The sequence below is a fragment of the Pseudomonas sp. MHK4 genome (genome assembly GCF_054600775.1).
Window position 1 is genome coordinate 73,569 of sequence record NZ_BAAIAK010000001.1, and the last position, 16,454, is coordinate 90,022.

Annotated in this window: 12 protein-coding genes and 2 pseudogenes; 6 read left to right on the forward strand and 8 right to left on the reverse strand. The window is 58.6% G+C overall.

The features are described 5' to 3' along the window. The first annotated feature begins 61 nt into the window (after positions 1 to 61). Positions 62 to 1,006, forward strand: coding sequence for a LysR family transcriptional regulator (locus ACYP2Q_RS00380; RefSeq protein ID WP_459728570.1), 945 nt, complete (start codon positions 62 to 64; stop codon positions 1,004 to 1,006). Here the strand turns inward: ACYP2Q_RS00380 and ACYP2Q_RS00385 are convergent. Then, positions 967 to 1,896: a LysR family transcriptional regulator gene (locus ACYP2Q_RS00385; protein ID WP_459728571.1), complete on the reverse strand. Its 930-nt coding sequence runs from the start codon at positions 1,894 to 1,896 to the stop codon at positions 967 to 969. The genes ACYP2Q_RS00380 and ACYP2Q_RS00385 overlap by 40 nt on opposite strands. Positions 1,897 to 2,046: 150 nt before the next feature. Between ACYP2Q_RS00385 and ACYP2Q_RS00390 the strand changes: the two genes are divergently transcribed. Beyond that, a complete protein-coding gene (locus ACYP2Q_RS00390) occupies positions 2,047 to 3,057 on the forward strand; it encodes a zinc-dependent alcohol dehydrogenase family protein (protein WP_459729452.1) in 1,011 nt (336 codons plus the stop codon). A gap of 225 nt (positions 3,058 to 3,282) precedes the next feature. Here the strand turns inward: ACYP2Q_RS00390 and ACYP2Q_RS00395 are convergent. Both ACYP2Q_RS00395 and ACYP2Q_RS00400 read right to left on the reverse strand, forming a co-directional pair. Next, positions 3,283 to 3,846: pseudogene (locus tag ACYP2Q_RS00395) on the reverse strand (DUF1214 domain-containing protein); the annotation flags it as partial. Further along, positions 3,846 to 4,070: pseudogene (locus ACYP2Q_RS00400) on the reverse strand (IS5/IS1182 family transposase); the annotation flags it as partial. The pseudogenes ACYP2Q_RS00395 and ACYP2Q_RS00400, both read right to left, overlap by 1 nt. Before the next feature lie 432 nt (positions 4,071 to 4,502). Here ACYP2Q_RS00400 and ACYP2Q_RS00405 point away from each other — a divergent pair. Further along, a complete protein-coding gene (locus tag ACYP2Q_RS00405) occupies positions 4,503 to 5,999 on the forward strand; it encodes a Fic family protein (protein WP_459728572.1) in 1,497 nt (498 codons plus the stop codon). Positions 6,000 to 6,220: 221 nt separating this feature from the next. On the opposite strand, the gene ACYP2Q_RS00410 is transcribed toward ACYP2Q_RS00405, so the two are convergent. Then, positions 6,221 to 6,448: a hypothetical protein gene (locus ACYP2Q_RS00410; RefSeq protein WP_459728573.1), complete on the reverse strand. Its 228-nt coding sequence runs from the start codon at positions 6,446 to 6,448 to the stop codon at positions 6,221 to 6,223. A gap of 539 nt (positions 6,449 to 6,987) precedes the next feature. Here ACYP2Q_RS00410 and ACYP2Q_RS00415 point away from each other — a divergent pair. Then, positions 6,988 to 7,851 carry an MBL fold metallo-hydrolase gene (locus ACYP2Q_RS00415; protein WP_459728574.1) on the forward strand — a complete coding sequence of 288 codons (864 nt, stop codon included), beginning with the start codon at positions 6,988 to 6,990 and terminating at the stop codon, positions 7,849 to 7,851. Between the two features lie 41 nt (positions 7,852 to 7,892). On the opposite strand, the gene ACYP2Q_RS00420 is transcribed toward ACYP2Q_RS00415, so the two are convergent. Continuing rightward, positions 7,893 to 9,104: an MFS transporter gene (locus ACYP2Q_RS00420; protein WP_459728575.1), complete on the reverse strand. Its 1,212-nt coding sequence runs from the start codon at positions 9,102 to 9,104 to the stop codon at positions 7,893 to 7,895. Between the two features lie 241 nt (positions 9,105 to 9,345). Here ACYP2Q_RS00420 and ACYP2Q_RS00425 point away from each other — a divergent pair, with 241 nt between their 5' ends. Beyond that, positions 9,346 to 10,281 (forward strand): LysR family transcriptional regulator, encoded by a 936-nt coding sequence (locus ACYP2Q_RS00425; RefSeq protein ID WP_459728576.1) that lies wholly within the window; start codon positions 9,346 to 9,348, stop codon positions 10,279 to 10,281. Here ACYP2Q_RS00425 and ACYP2Q_RS00430 read toward each other — a convergent pair. Next, the gene (locus ACYP2Q_RS00430; protein WP_459728578.1) at positions 10,271 to 14,149 is read right to left on the reverse strand and encodes an autotransporter outer membrane beta-barrel domain-containing protein; all 3,879 of its coding nucleotides are present in this window, start codon (positions 14,147 to 14,149) and stop codon (positions 10,271 to 10,273) included. The two genes, ACYP2Q_RS00425 and ACYP2Q_RS00430, sit on opposite strands and share 11 nt — an antisense overlap. A 196-nt stretch (positions 14,150 to 14,345) precedes the next feature. Next, positions 14,346 to 14,906 (reverse strand): YdeI/OmpD-associated family protein, encoded by a 561-nt coding sequence (locus ACYP2Q_RS00435; RefSeq protein ID WP_459728579.1) that lies wholly within the window; start codon positions 14,904 to 14,906, stop codon positions 14,346 to 14,348. Positions 14,907 to 15,145: 239 nt separating this feature from the next. Here ACYP2Q_RS00435 and ACYP2Q_RS00440 point away from each other — a divergent pair, with 239 nt between their 5' ends. Further along, complete coding sequence (locus ACYP2Q_RS00440) at positions 15,146 to 15,967, forward strand: transporter (protein WP_459728580.1); 822 nt, start codon at positions 15,146 to 15,148, stop codon at positions 15,965 to 15,967. Between the two features lie 149 nt (positions 15,968 to 16,116). Here the strand turns inward: ACYP2Q_RS00440 and ACYP2Q_RS00445 are convergent, their stop codons facing one another. Continuing rightward, positions 16,117 to 16,356, reverse strand: a complete 240-nt coding sequence (locus ACYP2Q_RS00445) for a hypothetical protein (protein WP_459728581.1) — start codon at positions 16,354 to 16,356, stop codon at positions 16,117 to 16,119. Between the last annotated feature and the right edge of the window lie 98 nt (positions 16,357 to 16,454).

The following is a 16,454-nucleotide window of genomic DNA, read 5'->3' on the forward strand; positions in this document are numbered from 1 at the left end:
CAATCGGCAGCCGTTCTGTTTTAGTACATTTTCACTGCGCCTTCTGCTGGAGACTTCCCCTATGCACCTCAAAGCGCACCGATACTTTGCCATGGTCGCCGTGACCGGCAGCTTCTCGGCGACGGCTCGACATTTTCGCGTCCCTGCGTCCTCCGTTTCACGCTTCATCGCGGCGCTGGAGCGGGAAGTGGGCCAGCAGCTGCTGTATCGCAATACCCGCGCAGTCAAGCTGACGGATGCGGGCGAGCGTTATTACGCGCAGATCCGCGAAGTGCTGGAGTTGCTCGATGCCGCCGATGAGGAAGTCACCGGCAAGGGTGGCGACATTCGTGGCCTGGTGCGGATCAACGCGCCGGTGGCGTTCGGCAGCCTGCATATCGTGAAACTGTTGAATGGCCTGTATGACAAGTATCCGCAATTGACCGTTGAACTGACGGTCACCGATGCCTTTATCGACCCGGTTCAGGAGGGCGCCGACCTCATATTCCGGGTGGGGCACCTGGAAGATTCCGGATTGATTGGCCGCAAGATCTGTGACCAGCAATACATTCTATGTGCTAGCGCAGAGTACCTGGCGAAGCACGGCAAACCCGCTTCGCCAGAGGATCTGCAGAACCATGCGTGCCTGGTCTACAAGGGAACCGGCGGGGCGCAGCGCTGGTATTTTCGAAAGCCCGCCAGCGCCGAGGTGAAAATCATCGAGGTGCATGGCCCGCTCAGGAGCAACAATGGGCAGGTACTGGTAGAAGCGACACTCGCGGGGCGGGGGATTGTGTTTTTTCCGTCCTGGCTCTTCAGTCCAGAAAGTTTCATGAACAAGCAGCTCATTGAGCTGTTGCCCGAATGGGAGGGGTCGGTCGAACAGACGCCAAGCCAGATCCATTTGATTTCCCCCGAGAACCGCCTGCGCTCCCAGAAGGTTCGCGTGGTATGGGACTACTTCATCAGTGCGATTGGCGAGCCGCCCTATTGGGATGATTTCAGTGGCTCGAGCCAGTCAGGATAAAGCTGCAAAAAACGCTCTTGCAGCCATTCAACAAAAGCCTGCACTTGCGCAGCCAGGTGCGTGCGGCTCGGATACAGCACCGACACCGGGCGAGGGGTTGGCCGATAGGGCCTTAGAATTTCTACCAGAGCGCCGCTGTCCAGATACTCGGCCACGGTGATGCCCGGCGCCTGGATTATTCCGAAACCCGACACGCCGCACTGAACGTAAGCATTCGACTCGGTGACCGTGATGCCGGCGTTACTCACAAACGCTCGATCCTGTCCTTTGACCGAGAAGTGCCAAGGCAATGTCCTGTTGCTCTGACCGGACAGGAAGTTGACGCCTCGATGGGATGCCAGGTCGTCGAGTGTCCCGGGTTCGCCGTGCTCGTGCAGATACTCGGGCGCTGCGCACGTCACCATGGTGGCCAGCGCGATGGGGCGGGCGATCAATGTCGAGTCCGGTAAATCGCCTATACGCAACGCACAGTCGATGCCTTCACCGATCAGGTCAACGGCTCGGTCGGTCACGCCCAAGACCATGTTGATGCCGGGGAAGGTGCCAGTGAATTGTTTCAGGGTCTTGATGAATTCCAGTTGCGCGAAAGCGGTGGGGATATCGACGCGCAGTCGGCCCGAGAGCGTTGCTCCGGTACGGTCGAACATCGAGGTCGCGGCAGAAATATCCGCGAGAATTTCCTGCACTCGTTCATAGAACCGTTCCCCCTCGGCGGTGAGTGCCACCTTTCTCGTGGTGCGTTGGAACAGGCGCACGCCCAATGACGTCTCCAGCTCCTGGATGTAGCGGGTGACCTGAGGTCGCCCGATGTCCAGTGACTCGGCGGCTTTAGTGAAGCTGCCGAGTTCAGCAAGCCTGGCGAACAGGCGCATTGATTGCAGCAGTTCCATGATGTCGTACCTGGCCCAGTAAAATTGTTGCCTGAGAATAGAACAATCATGTCCGTTTTTGAGTATTTATTGCGCGCCCCCAACAGCGAAAGATCTGTCCAGGCGAACCCGTTGCGGTTTGCAGCCATTGACTCGTTTTGGAGATTCGCAATGAAAGCTTGGTTATTGAATGATTTTGGCCTCGACAATCTGCAACTGGGAGAGACAGCGACCCCGCAACCCAAGGCCGGTGAGTTGCTCGTTAAGGTCGGCGCTGTCTCGCTCAACTTTCGCGACAAGGCAATCGTCGACGGCATCTATGAGCCGCATAAAGTGCCCAAACCCCTGATCCCGGTGAGCGATGCAGCCGGCACAGTGGTCGCGGTCGGTGACGGCGTCACGCGCTTCAAAGTCGGTGATCGGGTCAACTCGCATCTGTACTCCCGTTGGCTGGATGGCGAGCCAGGGCCGAGTGAACCGGATTACTGTTTCGGTTCACCGTTGCCTGGCGGTCTGGCTGAATACATGATCATCCACCAAGACAGTGCCGTGGCTGCGCCAGGCAACATGAGCGACGAAGAGGCGGCAACACTGCCGATTGCCGCGCTCACGGCGTGGTATTCGCTGGTGGACTTTGGACACATCCAGCCGGGTCAAACCGTATTGGTCCAAGGGACTGGCGGGGTGTCCATATTTGCCGTGCAGATCGCCACTGCGCTGGGCGCGAGGGTGATCGCAACGTCGAGTAGCGAGCAGAATCTGCAAGCAGTGAAGGGGCTGGGAGCCGTGGCGGGGATCAACTACAGGACTACGCCGGACTGGGCCGACGAAGTCTTGAAACTGACCGAAGGCAAGGGCGTGGATCTGCTGCTCGATGTGGCCGGCGGCAACGGCATCAATCAATCGGTCGCAGCGACCAAGGCGTCCGGGCGTATTGCGCAAATCGGCTTTTTGACCGGGCAGACCGTTGAACTCAACCTGATGCCACTCATTTTCCGCCAGACGACCATTCGCGGTATTGCCGTGGCGCCGCGCTCATCGTTCGACCGGATGAATGCGTTCCTCAACGACCACAAGATCCGTCCCGTGATCGATCAGGTGTATCCGTTCGAGCAAGCACGAGAAGCCTACGAGCATCTTGCGAAAGGAGCATTTGGCAAGGTTGTCATTAAAATCGCCTGAAGCCGTTAAGGCGCCAACCGCCCCCGCGTTATCGTTGACGTCCATCGCGAGCAGGCTCGCTCCTACAAGGACCCATTGCTTTCAGGAGGGGGGAGCTACTTTTTCAACAGAATCGAGCCATTGCTGCCGGTGACCATTGGATAAATTCGAATAGATAACTCTATTGCACTTACCCAGAAATGATATGAGCGTTTCCACCCTCATATCACCGAGTTGCATTTATGGTTACCGCTTCTGCAGGTCTCCAGGCTTCCACTCCTTGTCGAAGAAAGCCTTGGTCGGGCCGTACAGGCGCAGGATCACGAAGAAGCCTTTGCCTGGCAGGGTGCGAATCCAATTCTTGCCATCGCCCGGTGCCTGCGGCCCGAAGTGCACGTCAATCGAACCGTCGGCATTCACCAGGGGTTTGTCCATGGCGTTCAACGACGGGAATGGCTGGCCGTTGTCCACGCCAGACGCCGTGATCGAGTCATACACCGTCACCGACCAGAACAGCGCCGCCGGGATGCCTTTGGGCAGGTTCAACGTGTAGGCGTTGCTGCCCGAGAGGAACTCGCCCTTGGCGTCGACGAAGGTGGCCGGGTACTTGGGGCCTTTGTCCGGGCCGGGCAGGCCGACGTCGCCACACCACTGGCATCCTTCGATCTGGCCTTCGGAGCAGATCGGGCGCTGGAAGAAGTCGTCGAGAATGCCCTGCATGCCCGGCGGGACTTCAATCACCATCGGGCCGTCCTGCTTCAGGTCCAGATAGCCCATGGCATAGATCACGTCGGAGTTCGGCGTGGTCACCGTGCCGCCTCATGGACGCTACGGGCGATTTTTCGGAACGAGGTGTTTGGACAGCAGCGCTCTTTTATCGAGCATTTAGAGCAGTCTGCTTGCCGGGATCGAAAGATGATGGTGTCGGCTTTCGTGATATGTGAGCGCTGGTTCTTGAAGGCCCGCCACTCGCTACGCAAGGCGTGCCCCGTGGGGCAACGATATTCATGCACTTCTTCATTCCATTGAAAATCACTACGTCGCCGACTGGCGTCCGCCTTGATGATGCTGGCGTCCACAGCAAAACCTTCGCCCTTGACCAGACCTGCGTCCATGCAGCGATGATCTTCAATGTTGAATGAGTAAAACAGTCTCTCTTGCCCACTCGACAACTGTCCCATCATGCTGCGAATCTCCCCGCTGGCCGATGAACAAAACACGTCCCCGGCTCTGGTTTCGCTGATGAGCCTACCTTCAGGCTGCCACGCTGAGAGTCCAGGGCCGTAATACAGCCAACAGAACAACACACGATGACCACAACACAGATTCCCGGCGCGCCGAAAATCAGAAAGCCCAAGAATAGTGGTTACGCAGCCATTTTCGTTTAATATTTTCTGAGTGTTCGGCGCGTATTTTAAGAAAATCTTGGCTCGGTTAAAAAAATCTAGCCAACGACAGGGGAAAAAATGGGAAATCTAGTGGGTTACGCCCATTTGATCAATGCGATGGGGCTGAAGGCTATCGGGGTAAAGACGCCCGCACTCGTTCAACCCGTCACCCGCATTGAGCGGATCAACGGCGCGCTTGCAGTGCCGCAAGCGGTTGCACCGGAGGCTGGGGATTTTCTCGCGCACATCATCTTTGCGCTCAAGCATGAGGGCGTCAATCTCTCTATTTTGGCGCAGGCTCTGCCTCGCATTGAAGGTCACCTCCTTGTCGAGGCCATAACCCAATCTCCCAGCAGTGGCTATCTGCGCAAAGTCTGCTTCCTCTGGGAAGTCTACTCCGGCGCTTTACTGGACTACACGGACAAGCCTCGGGGCCCCGGCGTCCTCCTTTTTGATCCAGAGCGGTACATCACTGGCCCATCGGTGCGAAACAACCGCTGGCGCGTGGACTTCAATGGGCTGGGGACACTCCAATATTGCGCGACGGTAGAGCGCACGCCTGAGGTCCAAGCCCTGCTTGAATACGACATTCTAGGGCGTTCGAAAGAGTTCATTGCTTCCTTGCCTAAGGAAATGATGGATCGTGCCATCGACTGGGCGTACCTGAGCGAGACAGATTCCTCATTTGCGATTGAAAAGGAAGCACCAAGCCAGCAGAAGTCAGAGCGTTTCGTTCAGTTGCTGCGCCAGGCACATGACCGCCAGCCGCTTACCGAAGACTACTTGGTCTCTCTACAAAACAATGCAATTTCCCAACCGCTTGAATGGGCGGTGGCCTTCCGGCATGAACAAAACCACCTGACCAACTCCTTCCGAGGAGCGGCAGGGGTCACCTATATCCCCCCACCTCCAGACCTTTGCCGGGATCTGATGTTCGAACTCATGGCCTTCGCAAACCGTGCACCGTTGGAGCTTGACCCGCTGGTGGCCGCCGGCATTGCCTCATTCGGGTTCGTGTTCTTGCATCCCTTCATGGATGGGAATGGCCGACTGTCGCGCTTCTTGATACACCAGGCATTGTGCTGCAGCGGTGCGCTGGAGAACGGTTTGTTACTCCCTGTCTCCGTTGCCATGAAGCGAGAGGAGCAACGCTACCTTGAAGCTCTGCAGAGCTTCTCGAAACCTGCCCGGCAATTCTGGGACGTTCGTTGGATCGATGCCGACAACATGTCGCTTAACTTCACCGGCGACCCAAGCCTCTATCGCTACTGGGATGCGACTGAATGTGTGGCCTTCACGCTGGAAATGGCCAAGCGGGCATTGGAAATTGAACTGAGGGAAGAAACCGAGTATCTGCAACGATACGACACGTTGCTCAAGGTGGTTAATGACAACTTCGACGTGCGCGGCAGCCTCTTGAGCAAGCTGATAATGCAGTGCTTAGACCAGAATGGGGTCGTATCAAAGGGCCGGCGGAAGCAATACAACGGGTATATCCAAGAGGAGGTTTTCGACTTCCTGGAAGGTCACGCCCAGGCCCTTCTGGCAGAAGCCTACGCAGAGCCCGACGACTAATAGTCTAGCGACCGGGGCGGTTGAATGACCGGTGGCAGATCCCTTGGGTGAAGCCATGGCCATCTCAGTCCCGCCATCTCCACTAGCTATTAGGCGGCCCAACCTTTCAAGCTCCTCACCTTTGAAAAGGCCCAAAGCGTGCGGTCGTTCACCCACGTGGCCATCACTGCAATACCTCAAGTCTGTGCGACAGACTCCATTTATTCCCGACAGACTTTATTTCATAGCTCAAGCAGGCCAGGCAGGAGATCTACTTTTTCAACAGAATCGGCCGGTTGCTGACGGATCGGCGTGCCAAACGTCCCCCCGATTTTCCAAGGTTTAACCTTGTGCGGGAATTGCATGCCTTCTGACCACGAACCTGCAGGAGCGAGCTTGCTCGCGAAGAACGACCAGGCACCGCGATTATCCAGACAGCCCGCGTTATCGTTGACGTCCATCGCGAGCAAGCTTGCTCCTACAAGGACCCTGCGCGAACAGGCTCATGATGGCCGTTTGCTGCCTGTCGAAGATGCTGTGAAGATGATGCGCTGCGGACGTCGGCCAGGCCTCCGCCGATTACTGCATGTCACCAAGGGCGGTAATCACCCGGTTGTGGCTTATCGGTGTTGAAAAAAGTAGGAGCAGAAAATTTTCGATAGAGGAGGGTGACCGCCCACAACATCAATGCATTTCTGCTCCTACGAAGCTTGTAAAACGAGAGTCAGGCTTGATGATGGACAATCAGCGCGGCCGATAACCCCCCCTGTAACGGGTAGGGGCAGGCACGCATCAGGTTCGAGGTGGAGAGTCGGGCGTACACTTTTCGAAGAATGCCGCAACCTGGATGTTTCCAGCCGCTACGATGCCATCATCGTCGCCCGCAAGCGTGGGTGAGCCCACCCCATGCGGGTGGGTCGATGACGGGTGGCCATGGCTTAACCTGCAAGCCTGATTCGAGGCCTCGTGCGCGGTGCGCGGGGCGGTCAGGAGCAAGGGGTTGAGCGTCGTGAGTCGTACCATTTCCACTCTGGCAGGAGCCCGTCGCAAATTGGACGGCGGCGTTCTGTTCGGACATACACCGCGGCAGAAATGGTCCCAATGGATGGCGCCGGACCTGGACAACCGGGTCGACATTGCGTCCCGTGCATTGCTGGTGCAGCAGGATGGAAAAAACATCCTCGTGCTGGCCGGCGCCGATGCGTTGCTGGCGCCGATACCGCGTGCCTGCCGCTGCCAGCCGTTCGTTTCAGGGTTGCTCGAAAGCCTGGCGCAGCATGGCTTGGGCGAAGACGATATCGATGCGGTGGTGTTGACCCATCTTCATGCAGCGCTGTCCGAGGAACTGCTTGAACGGGTCAGGGAAGGGGAGATGCCACGGCTGCTGTTTCGCAAAGCGCATTACCTGGTTGGCGAACGCCACTGGGTGCGAGCACGCCACCCCCATCCACGGGATCGGGAGCTGTTCATCTCGCCGCTCTTGCATCGCCTGGAAAACAGCGGGCGCCTGATCCTGATCGATGGACATAGCTGCGACCGCCTCGGTAACGGCTGGCATTTTCATTTCAGCGACGGCTATACACCGGGGCAACTGTTGCCGGAAATCCTGCTGCCCGGCGGGCCTGTGGTGTTTGTTGGCGACCTGATCCCGGGAACGCACTGGCTGAGCCTGAACGTCAACAGCGCCTATGATCGCAATCCCGAATGCGTGGCCGGGGACAAGGAGCGCCTGCTCGATCATCTGGTGGCGATGCGCGGGCGCTTGTTCTTTTCCGTGGACCCGGACGTCGCCATGGTCAAAGTCATGCGTGACCGGCAATCACGCTATGTTCCCTTTGATCCACACACTTCGCTCAATCGCTTCGACAACTGAGCTTTTGGCTGCCGATCGCCTTGCTCCTTGGAACGGAGGGTTTACTGGGTAGGCGGCACCGGCGAACGTGAAGTCAGGAAAGTCAGCAAGGCGGCGAGTATCAGGAGCGCGGCGCTGGCGATAAATGTGCTCTGGTAACCGAGAGCGTCAAACAGTACGCCGCCGACGGTGGAGCCCACTGCGATGGCCAATTGAACAATCGCCACCATCAGGCCGCCGCCTGCCTCGGCGTGATCGGGCAAGGCGCGCGCAATCCAACTCCACCAGCCCACTGGCGCTGCCGTCGCAATAAAGCCCCAGAGTCCGAGCAATACCGCTACAGCCATAACCCAGGTGCCAGCAGGAATCAGCGCTAGCGCAATAACCGCCATCAGCAGCGAGATGGTACTCAAGGTGCCGTAGAGGCTGCGCTTGAGGACTACACCGATCAGCGTTGTGCCGCAAAAGCCTGCGACGCCTATCACCAATAGCAGCAAAGAAAGCACCGGTACGTCGACCTGGGTGACCGTTTCCAGAAACGGGCGCAGGTAGGTGAACAGCGCAAATTGGCCCATGAAAAACAAGCCAGCGGCGGCCATGCCTAGCGCCACCGTGCGACTTTTCAGCAGTTTGAAAACATTGCCAGCACCCGGCGAACGCTTCTGCGTTGCCATGCTCGGTAAGCTTATCCACTGCCAAACCAGCGCAATCAACGCCACCGGAACCAGGCACAGGAACGCACCACGCCAACCCACAACTGAGCCCAGATAACTGCCCAGTGGTGCTGCCACCACCGTCGCCAGGGCGTTGCCGCTATTGAACACGGCCAGCGCCCTGGGCACCTGTGCAGCCGGTACCAGGCGCATCGCAGTGGCTGCCGACATCGACCAGAATCCGCCAATCACTACGCCGATCAGGGCTCGCCCAGCCATGTAGATCAGGTAGTTGGGGGCAAGTGCCACAACGGTGCCCGATACGGCCATCAAACCGGTCAGGGCCAGCAGCAGGGTCTTTCTGTCCAGGGTGCCGGCGATCCAGCTGATCGACAGGCTGGCCAACACTGCAAACGCGCCAGATATGGCAAGGCCCTGGCCCGCCAGGCCTTGGCTGACCTGCAGGTCGTTTGCCAAGGGTGTCAGCAGGCTGACTGGCATGAACTCCGAGGCGATCAGCGCGAATACGCATAGCGTCATTGCATAAACACCTCCCCAATGACCGGTGCGCGTACCTGTCTCGCTCAAGGCGGTGGCGTGCAGATGAACGTCAGCGGTCATTTCAGGTGTTCCTTGAAGAACCGGGTCGTTAGCAACCCGAGCATTACGAGAAGTCTTTTCATGGGCGTCCTTTTTCAGGGAAAGCTAAAGGCGACGCAGGCAGTTAGCGCGAGGCTCGCCCCTCTTCATGGCGAGAGGCTGGGATGCGGGGTAGTGTTACGCAATAACGAGATTTTGATTAGCTAATGAATGCTTAATGCGGCTATAACCGTGTCTAATCAATCAATCGAGCGTGCCCGCCATGGCCAAACCCAATTTCAATGATCTGCTGGCTTTCGTGACCGTGGCGCGAGTGGGCAGCTTTACCCGCGCGGCGGTCCAGCTTGGGGTGACGCAATCGGCAGTGAGTCAGGTAGTTTCCGCCCTGGAAGCTCGTTTGAAAATTCGCTTGCTGACCCGCACCACGCGCAGCGTATCGCTGACGGCGGCGGGCGAACGATTGCTGGAAGCGGTGGGCCGTCGCTTCGATGAAATCGAGGCCGAAGTGCAAGCGTTGACCGAGCTGCGCGATAAACCGGCAGGGACGGTACGCATTACCTGCGGCGACAATGTCATCAAGACAACGCTGCTGCCCAAGTTGACGCCGCTGCTGCAGATGTACCCGGATATCAAGCTGGAATTCGATATCAACTATGGCTTTCGCGATATCGTCGCCGACCGCTTCGATGCCGGCGTGCGCTTCAGCGACACGGTGGCCCAGGACATGATCGCCGTGCCCATTGGCCCGCCTGTACGAATGGCCGTAGTGGCTGCGCCAGGCTACTTCGCGAAAAACCCCGCCCCCGAACACCCTCGCGATCTAGCAGCACACCGCTGTATCGATATCCGTTTTCCCACCTATGACGGCGTGGACGCATGGGAATTCGAACGTCTGGGCAAGAAGGTCAAAGTCCGTGTAGACGGCCAGCTGGTATTCAACTCCACGACCCATATCGCCGATGCTGCGGTGGGTGGGCTGGGCATCGCTTATTTGCCCGAGGACGAGTTCGCCCCAGAACTCGCCGACGGGCGGCTTGTCAGGGTGCTGGAGGATTGGTGTGAACCCTTCGGCGGCTTTCATCTGTATTACCCCAGCCGCCGACAACCGTCCCAGGCGTTTTCGCTGGTAGTCGATGCGTTGCGGGTTGATCGTTTGCCGCCGACCTCGACACCCGAACGCACTGCCTCTAAAAGTTGATCTTGAAGCCCAGCATCGCGTCATACCCGTGGCTATCCCCGTCGAACCCCTGGCGATAACCCGCCGAAGCGGTAATCGTGGTGCGTCGGTTGGCCTGGTAATCCACCCCCAGATTCACCTCACCCCAGGTGCCCTGAATGTCGGCTTCGAACGGGACGTAACCCGACTCAGAGGAAAACTCGGTCTTCGGTTGCCCCTTGAACTCATGCCAGACACTGGGGCGAACCCACGCGTTGGTGCGCCGTTCGCTCTTGTCGACGCCCTCGGTGTCCCAGTCTTTGGCGATGCGCACACCGAGCCGTCCGATCAGTGAGTCCACATCCTTGAAACGAATATTGGCCCCGGCGTCGTCGCTGCTGTCCAGATCGACGTAGCTGTAGATGGCCTGCAACTGCGGTTCGACGTACCAGTCCTTGTCGAACTCGTAGGGGTAGCCGTTTTCCAGCGAGGCGGTGTAGCCCCAACCGCGGGTTTTCAATTTGGCCAGGTCATTGGGCTTGGCCTCGATGTCGAAGCGGTTGACCTGCAGCACACCGTCCAGATACCAGCCGGACGGACCGAAGTGCGTCCAGTACGCGCCCACGCCGTAAGCGCGCAGGGTGTCTTCACCGGCGGGACGGCGGGTGTAGTGGCTGACGCCTGCGTCGATGGTGCCAGCCGACAGCGACACACCGGCCTGTTCATGACTGCCATCGGTCCTGACTTTGCGGAAGAGGTCGGTGCCGACCTGAAAGGCGGTCAGGTCGTAGTTGTATTCGGGCGTGTTGCCCAAGGCGTTCTTGCGATCGCCGTCCTGTTTGCCACTGCGATAGATGACCCTTCCCCAGCCCATGGACGGGGCCAAAGTGGACTCATCTTCCTTGGGCAATGGATCGCCGGCATTGAGACGCTCTTCGCCGACCCGCTCGTGCAAGGTATCGACCATCGTCCTGCCGTACACCAGCGCCAGCGCCGGAACCGCGCCGTACAGCGAAACCTCCGGACGAAAATTCGGGACGTGATCGGGAACTGGATCGGGATCAGGCGTTGGATCAGGATCCGGCGTCGGATCGGGGTTCGGGTCTGGAGGAACAGGGGGAGCAGGGGGGGCAGGAGGCGTGGGCGCATCCGAACGCAGGAACCAGGTGTCCCTGGCGCTGCCATCCTCGGCACCCTGTTGCAGGCGATATTCATACGGTCCCGCGACGGCCCTGCTGGCCAGGCGAAACGCGTTGGGGTCACTTGCCCCATCGGTTTTGTTGAGCAACTCGACGACAGCGATGCCATTGCCCTGGGTCAACTCGCCCAGTCCGCCGACATTACTCACGGCCACCCGGGTGGCACCGCCGCTACCGGTGCTGGTCGAGTCCACCACCAGCATGTCGGAACGACTGTTGGTGCCGCCTGCGTTCAAGGTGGTGTTGAGCAGCAGTCTGCCGCCATTGGACACGAACGTCCCGCCGCCATCGGTACCGGCGGTGGTCGCGCCGCTGATCAGCAGCACATTGCCCACGGTGTTGGTGCCGGCGGCCAGATCGAGGGTGCCGCTGTGGGTGAAGCTGTTCACGCCGAGCAATTGGCCCTGCACCGCGCCACCGGGCGTCGGTGTGTTAGCCGCCTGGCCCAAGGGCAGATAGGCACCGCTGGCATTGAAATTGACGATGCCTGTAGCGGGTTGCGCTGCCAGGCGAATGACGCCGCTGTTGTCGATACTGTTGTTGCCCGCCGAACCCAGGTTGCTGGACGAAACGCCCCAGGTATCACGCGTGCCGCTGCCGGTGCTGTCGGCGAAATTGCGCAAGTTCCAGGTGCCGCTGTTGGTCACGGAACTGGCGGCACTGACGGCATTGACCGAGCCGGTCATCTGCCCGGTGTTGGTGAGTGTGAAATTCGTTCCGGGCGTGGTTGCATCGGCACGTACCGCTGAATCGCTGAGCGCACCGATCACGCCCGTGTTGATCAATGTCTGGGTGGCACCGCCCAAGGTGACGCCGTTGCTGTCTGCCCAACCACCTGCAAGGGTCGCGCTGTTGCTGACGCTGACCGCTGCGCCCTCGGTCAACGCATCAATCGCCGACGACCCCGTGCCCTTTGTGGTTATCGCCCCGGTGTTGCTGACCGAAAGCGTGGCCGCGCCGGAGGCTTGAGCGAGGATGCCCTGGCTATTGCTGGCACCCAGCGTCTGAATCGGCCCGGTGTTGACGACGGTCTGCTGGCCACTGACGGACAAGGTGCGGATGCCACGCTGCTGATCGCCGCGAGCGATCAGTTGACCACTGTTACTCACATTCAGGGTGCCCACGCCGCTACCCGAGTTGAACGCGTTGCCCGCCAGAATCGCCGCGCCCTGGCCATTGACGTCAATCAGCGGCCCGGTGAACGTGACACTCGTATTTGCGCCCAGGGTCAGGGCCTGTATGCCAAAGGAGCCAATGCCACTGCCGTCGCCCGACCCGGCATCGGAGTGCGTAATGATCGTGCCGCCGGCGTTGACGTCCACGGTGCCTGTCGGTGATTGGGTCGACGCATAAATCCCGTTGGCGTTGCTGTTGATCGTTTCGATACGGTTGCCGGAGTAGTTGACCCGGACATTGCCGCCCGTCGAGTCGACCCGGATGCCACCCGCGCCAAAGCCGCTGGCGAAGATGTTGCCGGAGTAATCGATAAGGACATTGTTGTTCTCGGAGCTGACGATGATGCCGTAGGCGCGCGTGGTGTTCAGCCCGCCGAGCACGGTGAGATTGCCACTGCCGGTGATGGTCGCGTCACCGGTACCACGCTTGATGATGTAGATCGCGCGCGAGCCGGCTGGATTGGCCGCGTCGCCGACATTGATAGCGGCGTTGTTTTCAATGCTGATCGAACCGGTGGCACCGACGTTATCGTTGGCATAGATACCGTGTCCACCGCCGCCGGTGGTGGTGATCGCGCCGTTATTGACGATGTCGATACTGCCAACGGTGGAAAACGAACGAATGCCGAAACCATTGAGGCCATTGGCGCTGAGTGTCCCGCTGTTGCTCAACCGGGTATTGCCGGCGCCGCCTTCAGTGAAGAGGCCGAAGGCGTTCATGCCGATGGCCTGGACAGTCGCCGCGTTCACCAGGGTGGTGTTGCCATTGATCGCGCGGGTGTGGACACCGGCGTGGTTGCCGACGCCAGCGGTAGGCAAGGTATCGTCGGTAATGGGATCGCCGGCGGACAGCGCATCGTCGTTGTTGACCAGGATACTGACCTCGGCGCCGACGTTGACATTGGTGTCACCGCTGCCGGTGGCCTTGGTCCAGATGCCGTTGCCGCCGAGCAGTGTTATCTGACCACTGCTATCGTGGGTAACGATGATCCCGCCGCCGCCACTGCCATTCACATCGATCCCGTCATGTTCGTTGCCAACGACGGTGTTGAGGATGTTCAGCGTTGTGCCTGAACTCACCGAGAACGTCGACAGCCCGTTGCCGGCATTGGTGATCGCCAGTGCGTCCAGCCCGCTGCCACCGACGTTGACGGTATTGGTGCCGCCGTTGACCGTCAGGGCCGCGTTGCCGCTACTGCCGATCACATTGGAAAACACGGCATTGGCGGCCGTAGGTGGCGTGCTATTGATCGTGGTACCGCTGAGCGTGATCGTTGAATCGGCGTTGTTGCCACGGCTGAGTATTGAAGAGCCGGCTGTAGTGGTGATGGTCGTCCCCGGTTGCGTGCTGATCGACGCATCGACACCCGCCGCGGGTGTGCAGGTCTGTGAAACGTTGTACGCCCCGGCAGCCAGCGGTCCACAGGCTGCCTGGGCATCTGCCAGGTAAATGATATTGGCGATGGCAACCAGCAAGGCGTTGCGAAGAAAGTGGGGGCAGAACTCAGGGTCGCAGCCGCCGCGGGCAATGTGCATTAAACCTCCTTGTTACCGCACTTGAATCTCGATTGGTGTACTCATCACGGTACGTCCAGAGCTGCGTGATCACGGGATAAACCATAGTCGACATTTCGAGGGTTAGGGGAATACGGCGGCAGGTAGGGGGATCGCCCTGGTCAATTGGGCATCAGGCATTTGCATTGATTCATTGGCCCATAGCTTCGACGGTACGTCAGCTATTGGCCTTTTCTGCCTCGGGCGCACGCAAGGCCTTGCTGTAATAGCCGGACTGGTCGAAACAGCAAACCTGCTTCTTGCCGGATGCGAGCATATCGCAGGCATCATCGATTCGTTTTGCGCGCGTCTTGAGTTGCTTGGCTGAAGTGATCCAGTGTATCCAGTCCAGTCGTGCGATGGTCGTCGTATTCTTCCAGACTTCACGTGCCTTCGGTGTGGCTGCCAGGGCTTCCTGAAAATCTGCCGGAATCTCAGGCTCGGGTTCCTTCTTCACAGGGATGAGCTCCAGTGTAACGACATCCCCAACGGCCGCGCCTGCGGCTTCGAGTAACTCGCTACTGACCTGCAGCCAATGGCTCAGCTGACCATCCGGCTCAAGGGTTGCCTGGAAAGGGTGCCCGTTTATTGTGCCTTCGACTGTCGTCCTTCCTCGCCTCGGAAGCTGTTCACTCACCTCTTTTGGCAGTACTACGAACGCCCACGACGTGTCATCACCAGGCTTTGCCGGACGAAGCAGCTTGGCTTCGAATCGGGATTTCACTTCGATGGTGGTCATTGCAACGCCTCCAACTAACATGCCTGACTGATATCTGGCCGCATCACCGCAGGTTTTGAACGCGACAGTGACGTCTTATAACGTTCCTTGTCGTCCTGCAAGCCCTTGTCTAGCCTGTGCAGCCCTTTATCACGAGTGGTTTAATGGCCAATTGCCCTGGCGCTCCAGTCTTTGGGAGCAATTGCATATCGATCACCGTTGCCTACGCTTATCGAATTGTCGATTACAGGTGATGAGCAATGGATTTGAAAGAGCGATGGAGTAACACCTTTTCTGTATTGGTTGCTTTGTTGTGCCTCGTGCCCTTGGCCCAGGCTGAAGATTCGGCAGAATTGGCCAAAAAGGCCCTCAATCCGGTGGCAGCCATGTACAGCCTGCCGGTGCAGTACAACTGGGATCAGAAAATGGGGCCGACCGGTGAAGGCATGCATAGCGTGACCAATATCCAGCCGGTGCTGCCATTTACCCTCAACGATGACTGGAACCTGATTTCACGCACCATCCTGCCGGTCATCGATCAACACGGTCTGGCGCCCAATGGTGCGGCGGACAAGTCCGGGGTCGGCGATATCACCCAGAGTTTTTTCTTTTCGCCGAAACAGCCCACGGACAGTGGCTGGATACTCGGCGCGGGCCCGGCAATATTGATTCCCACCGGCAGTGATGAATTGCTCGGCAGCGAGCAGTGGGGGATCGGTCCGACCGCCGTTGCGCTGCAACAGGCCAATGGCTGGACCCACGGGATACTCGCCAACCATATCTGGGGGCTGGACGGCAGCCCGCCGGACGACAAGGACAAGGTCAACCAGACCTTCCTGCAACCCTTTCTTTCCTACACCACCAGCACCCTCACCACGTACGGGGTGAATACCGAGTCCACCTACAACTGGCAGTCACGCGAATGGTCAGTGCCGGTCAACCTGACGGTCACACAACTGTTGAAAATCGGTGGGCAGCCATTGACGGTGCAAGCCGGGCCACGGTACTGGCTCGATAGTCCGGATGATGATCCCCAAGGCTGGGGATTCCGGGCAGCCGTTACTTTTTTGTTTCCACGTTGAGAACGATGCGAAGACAACGGTTGAATGTCGGACCCGAATCGGGCCGACCTTGTGCTATTGGCCGCAAGCAATCGTCAGGCGTCTGATCGCTATCGAAAGCAACACGGCCGCAAGAAGCTAGGGCGTAAAGCCCTAGCAGATCGCAGATGTCACTTTTTCTTTTTCGCCGGCTTTTCTGCCTTGTCTGATTTCTTGGCCTTATCTGGCTTGCTATCAGCTTTTTTTGCAGATTTCTTTGGTTCGGCATCTTTTTTCTTGTCCTTCTTATCGGAGGATTTCGAAAGAGCTGAAGCCGCAGCTGATTTTTTTGCCGGGGATGCCTTTTTGTCTTTCAATCCCTTGCTGGCGTTCGAAGCGTCACCTTTGCCTTTCTTCTCGTCTTTAGCCACGTTGACCACCTCTCGGAGTATGCCGGTATTGGCACATTGCCTGTGCGAATATCCACAAGCTGATCATTAGGCGAGCCCGTCCGACAGCGGTTCAAATT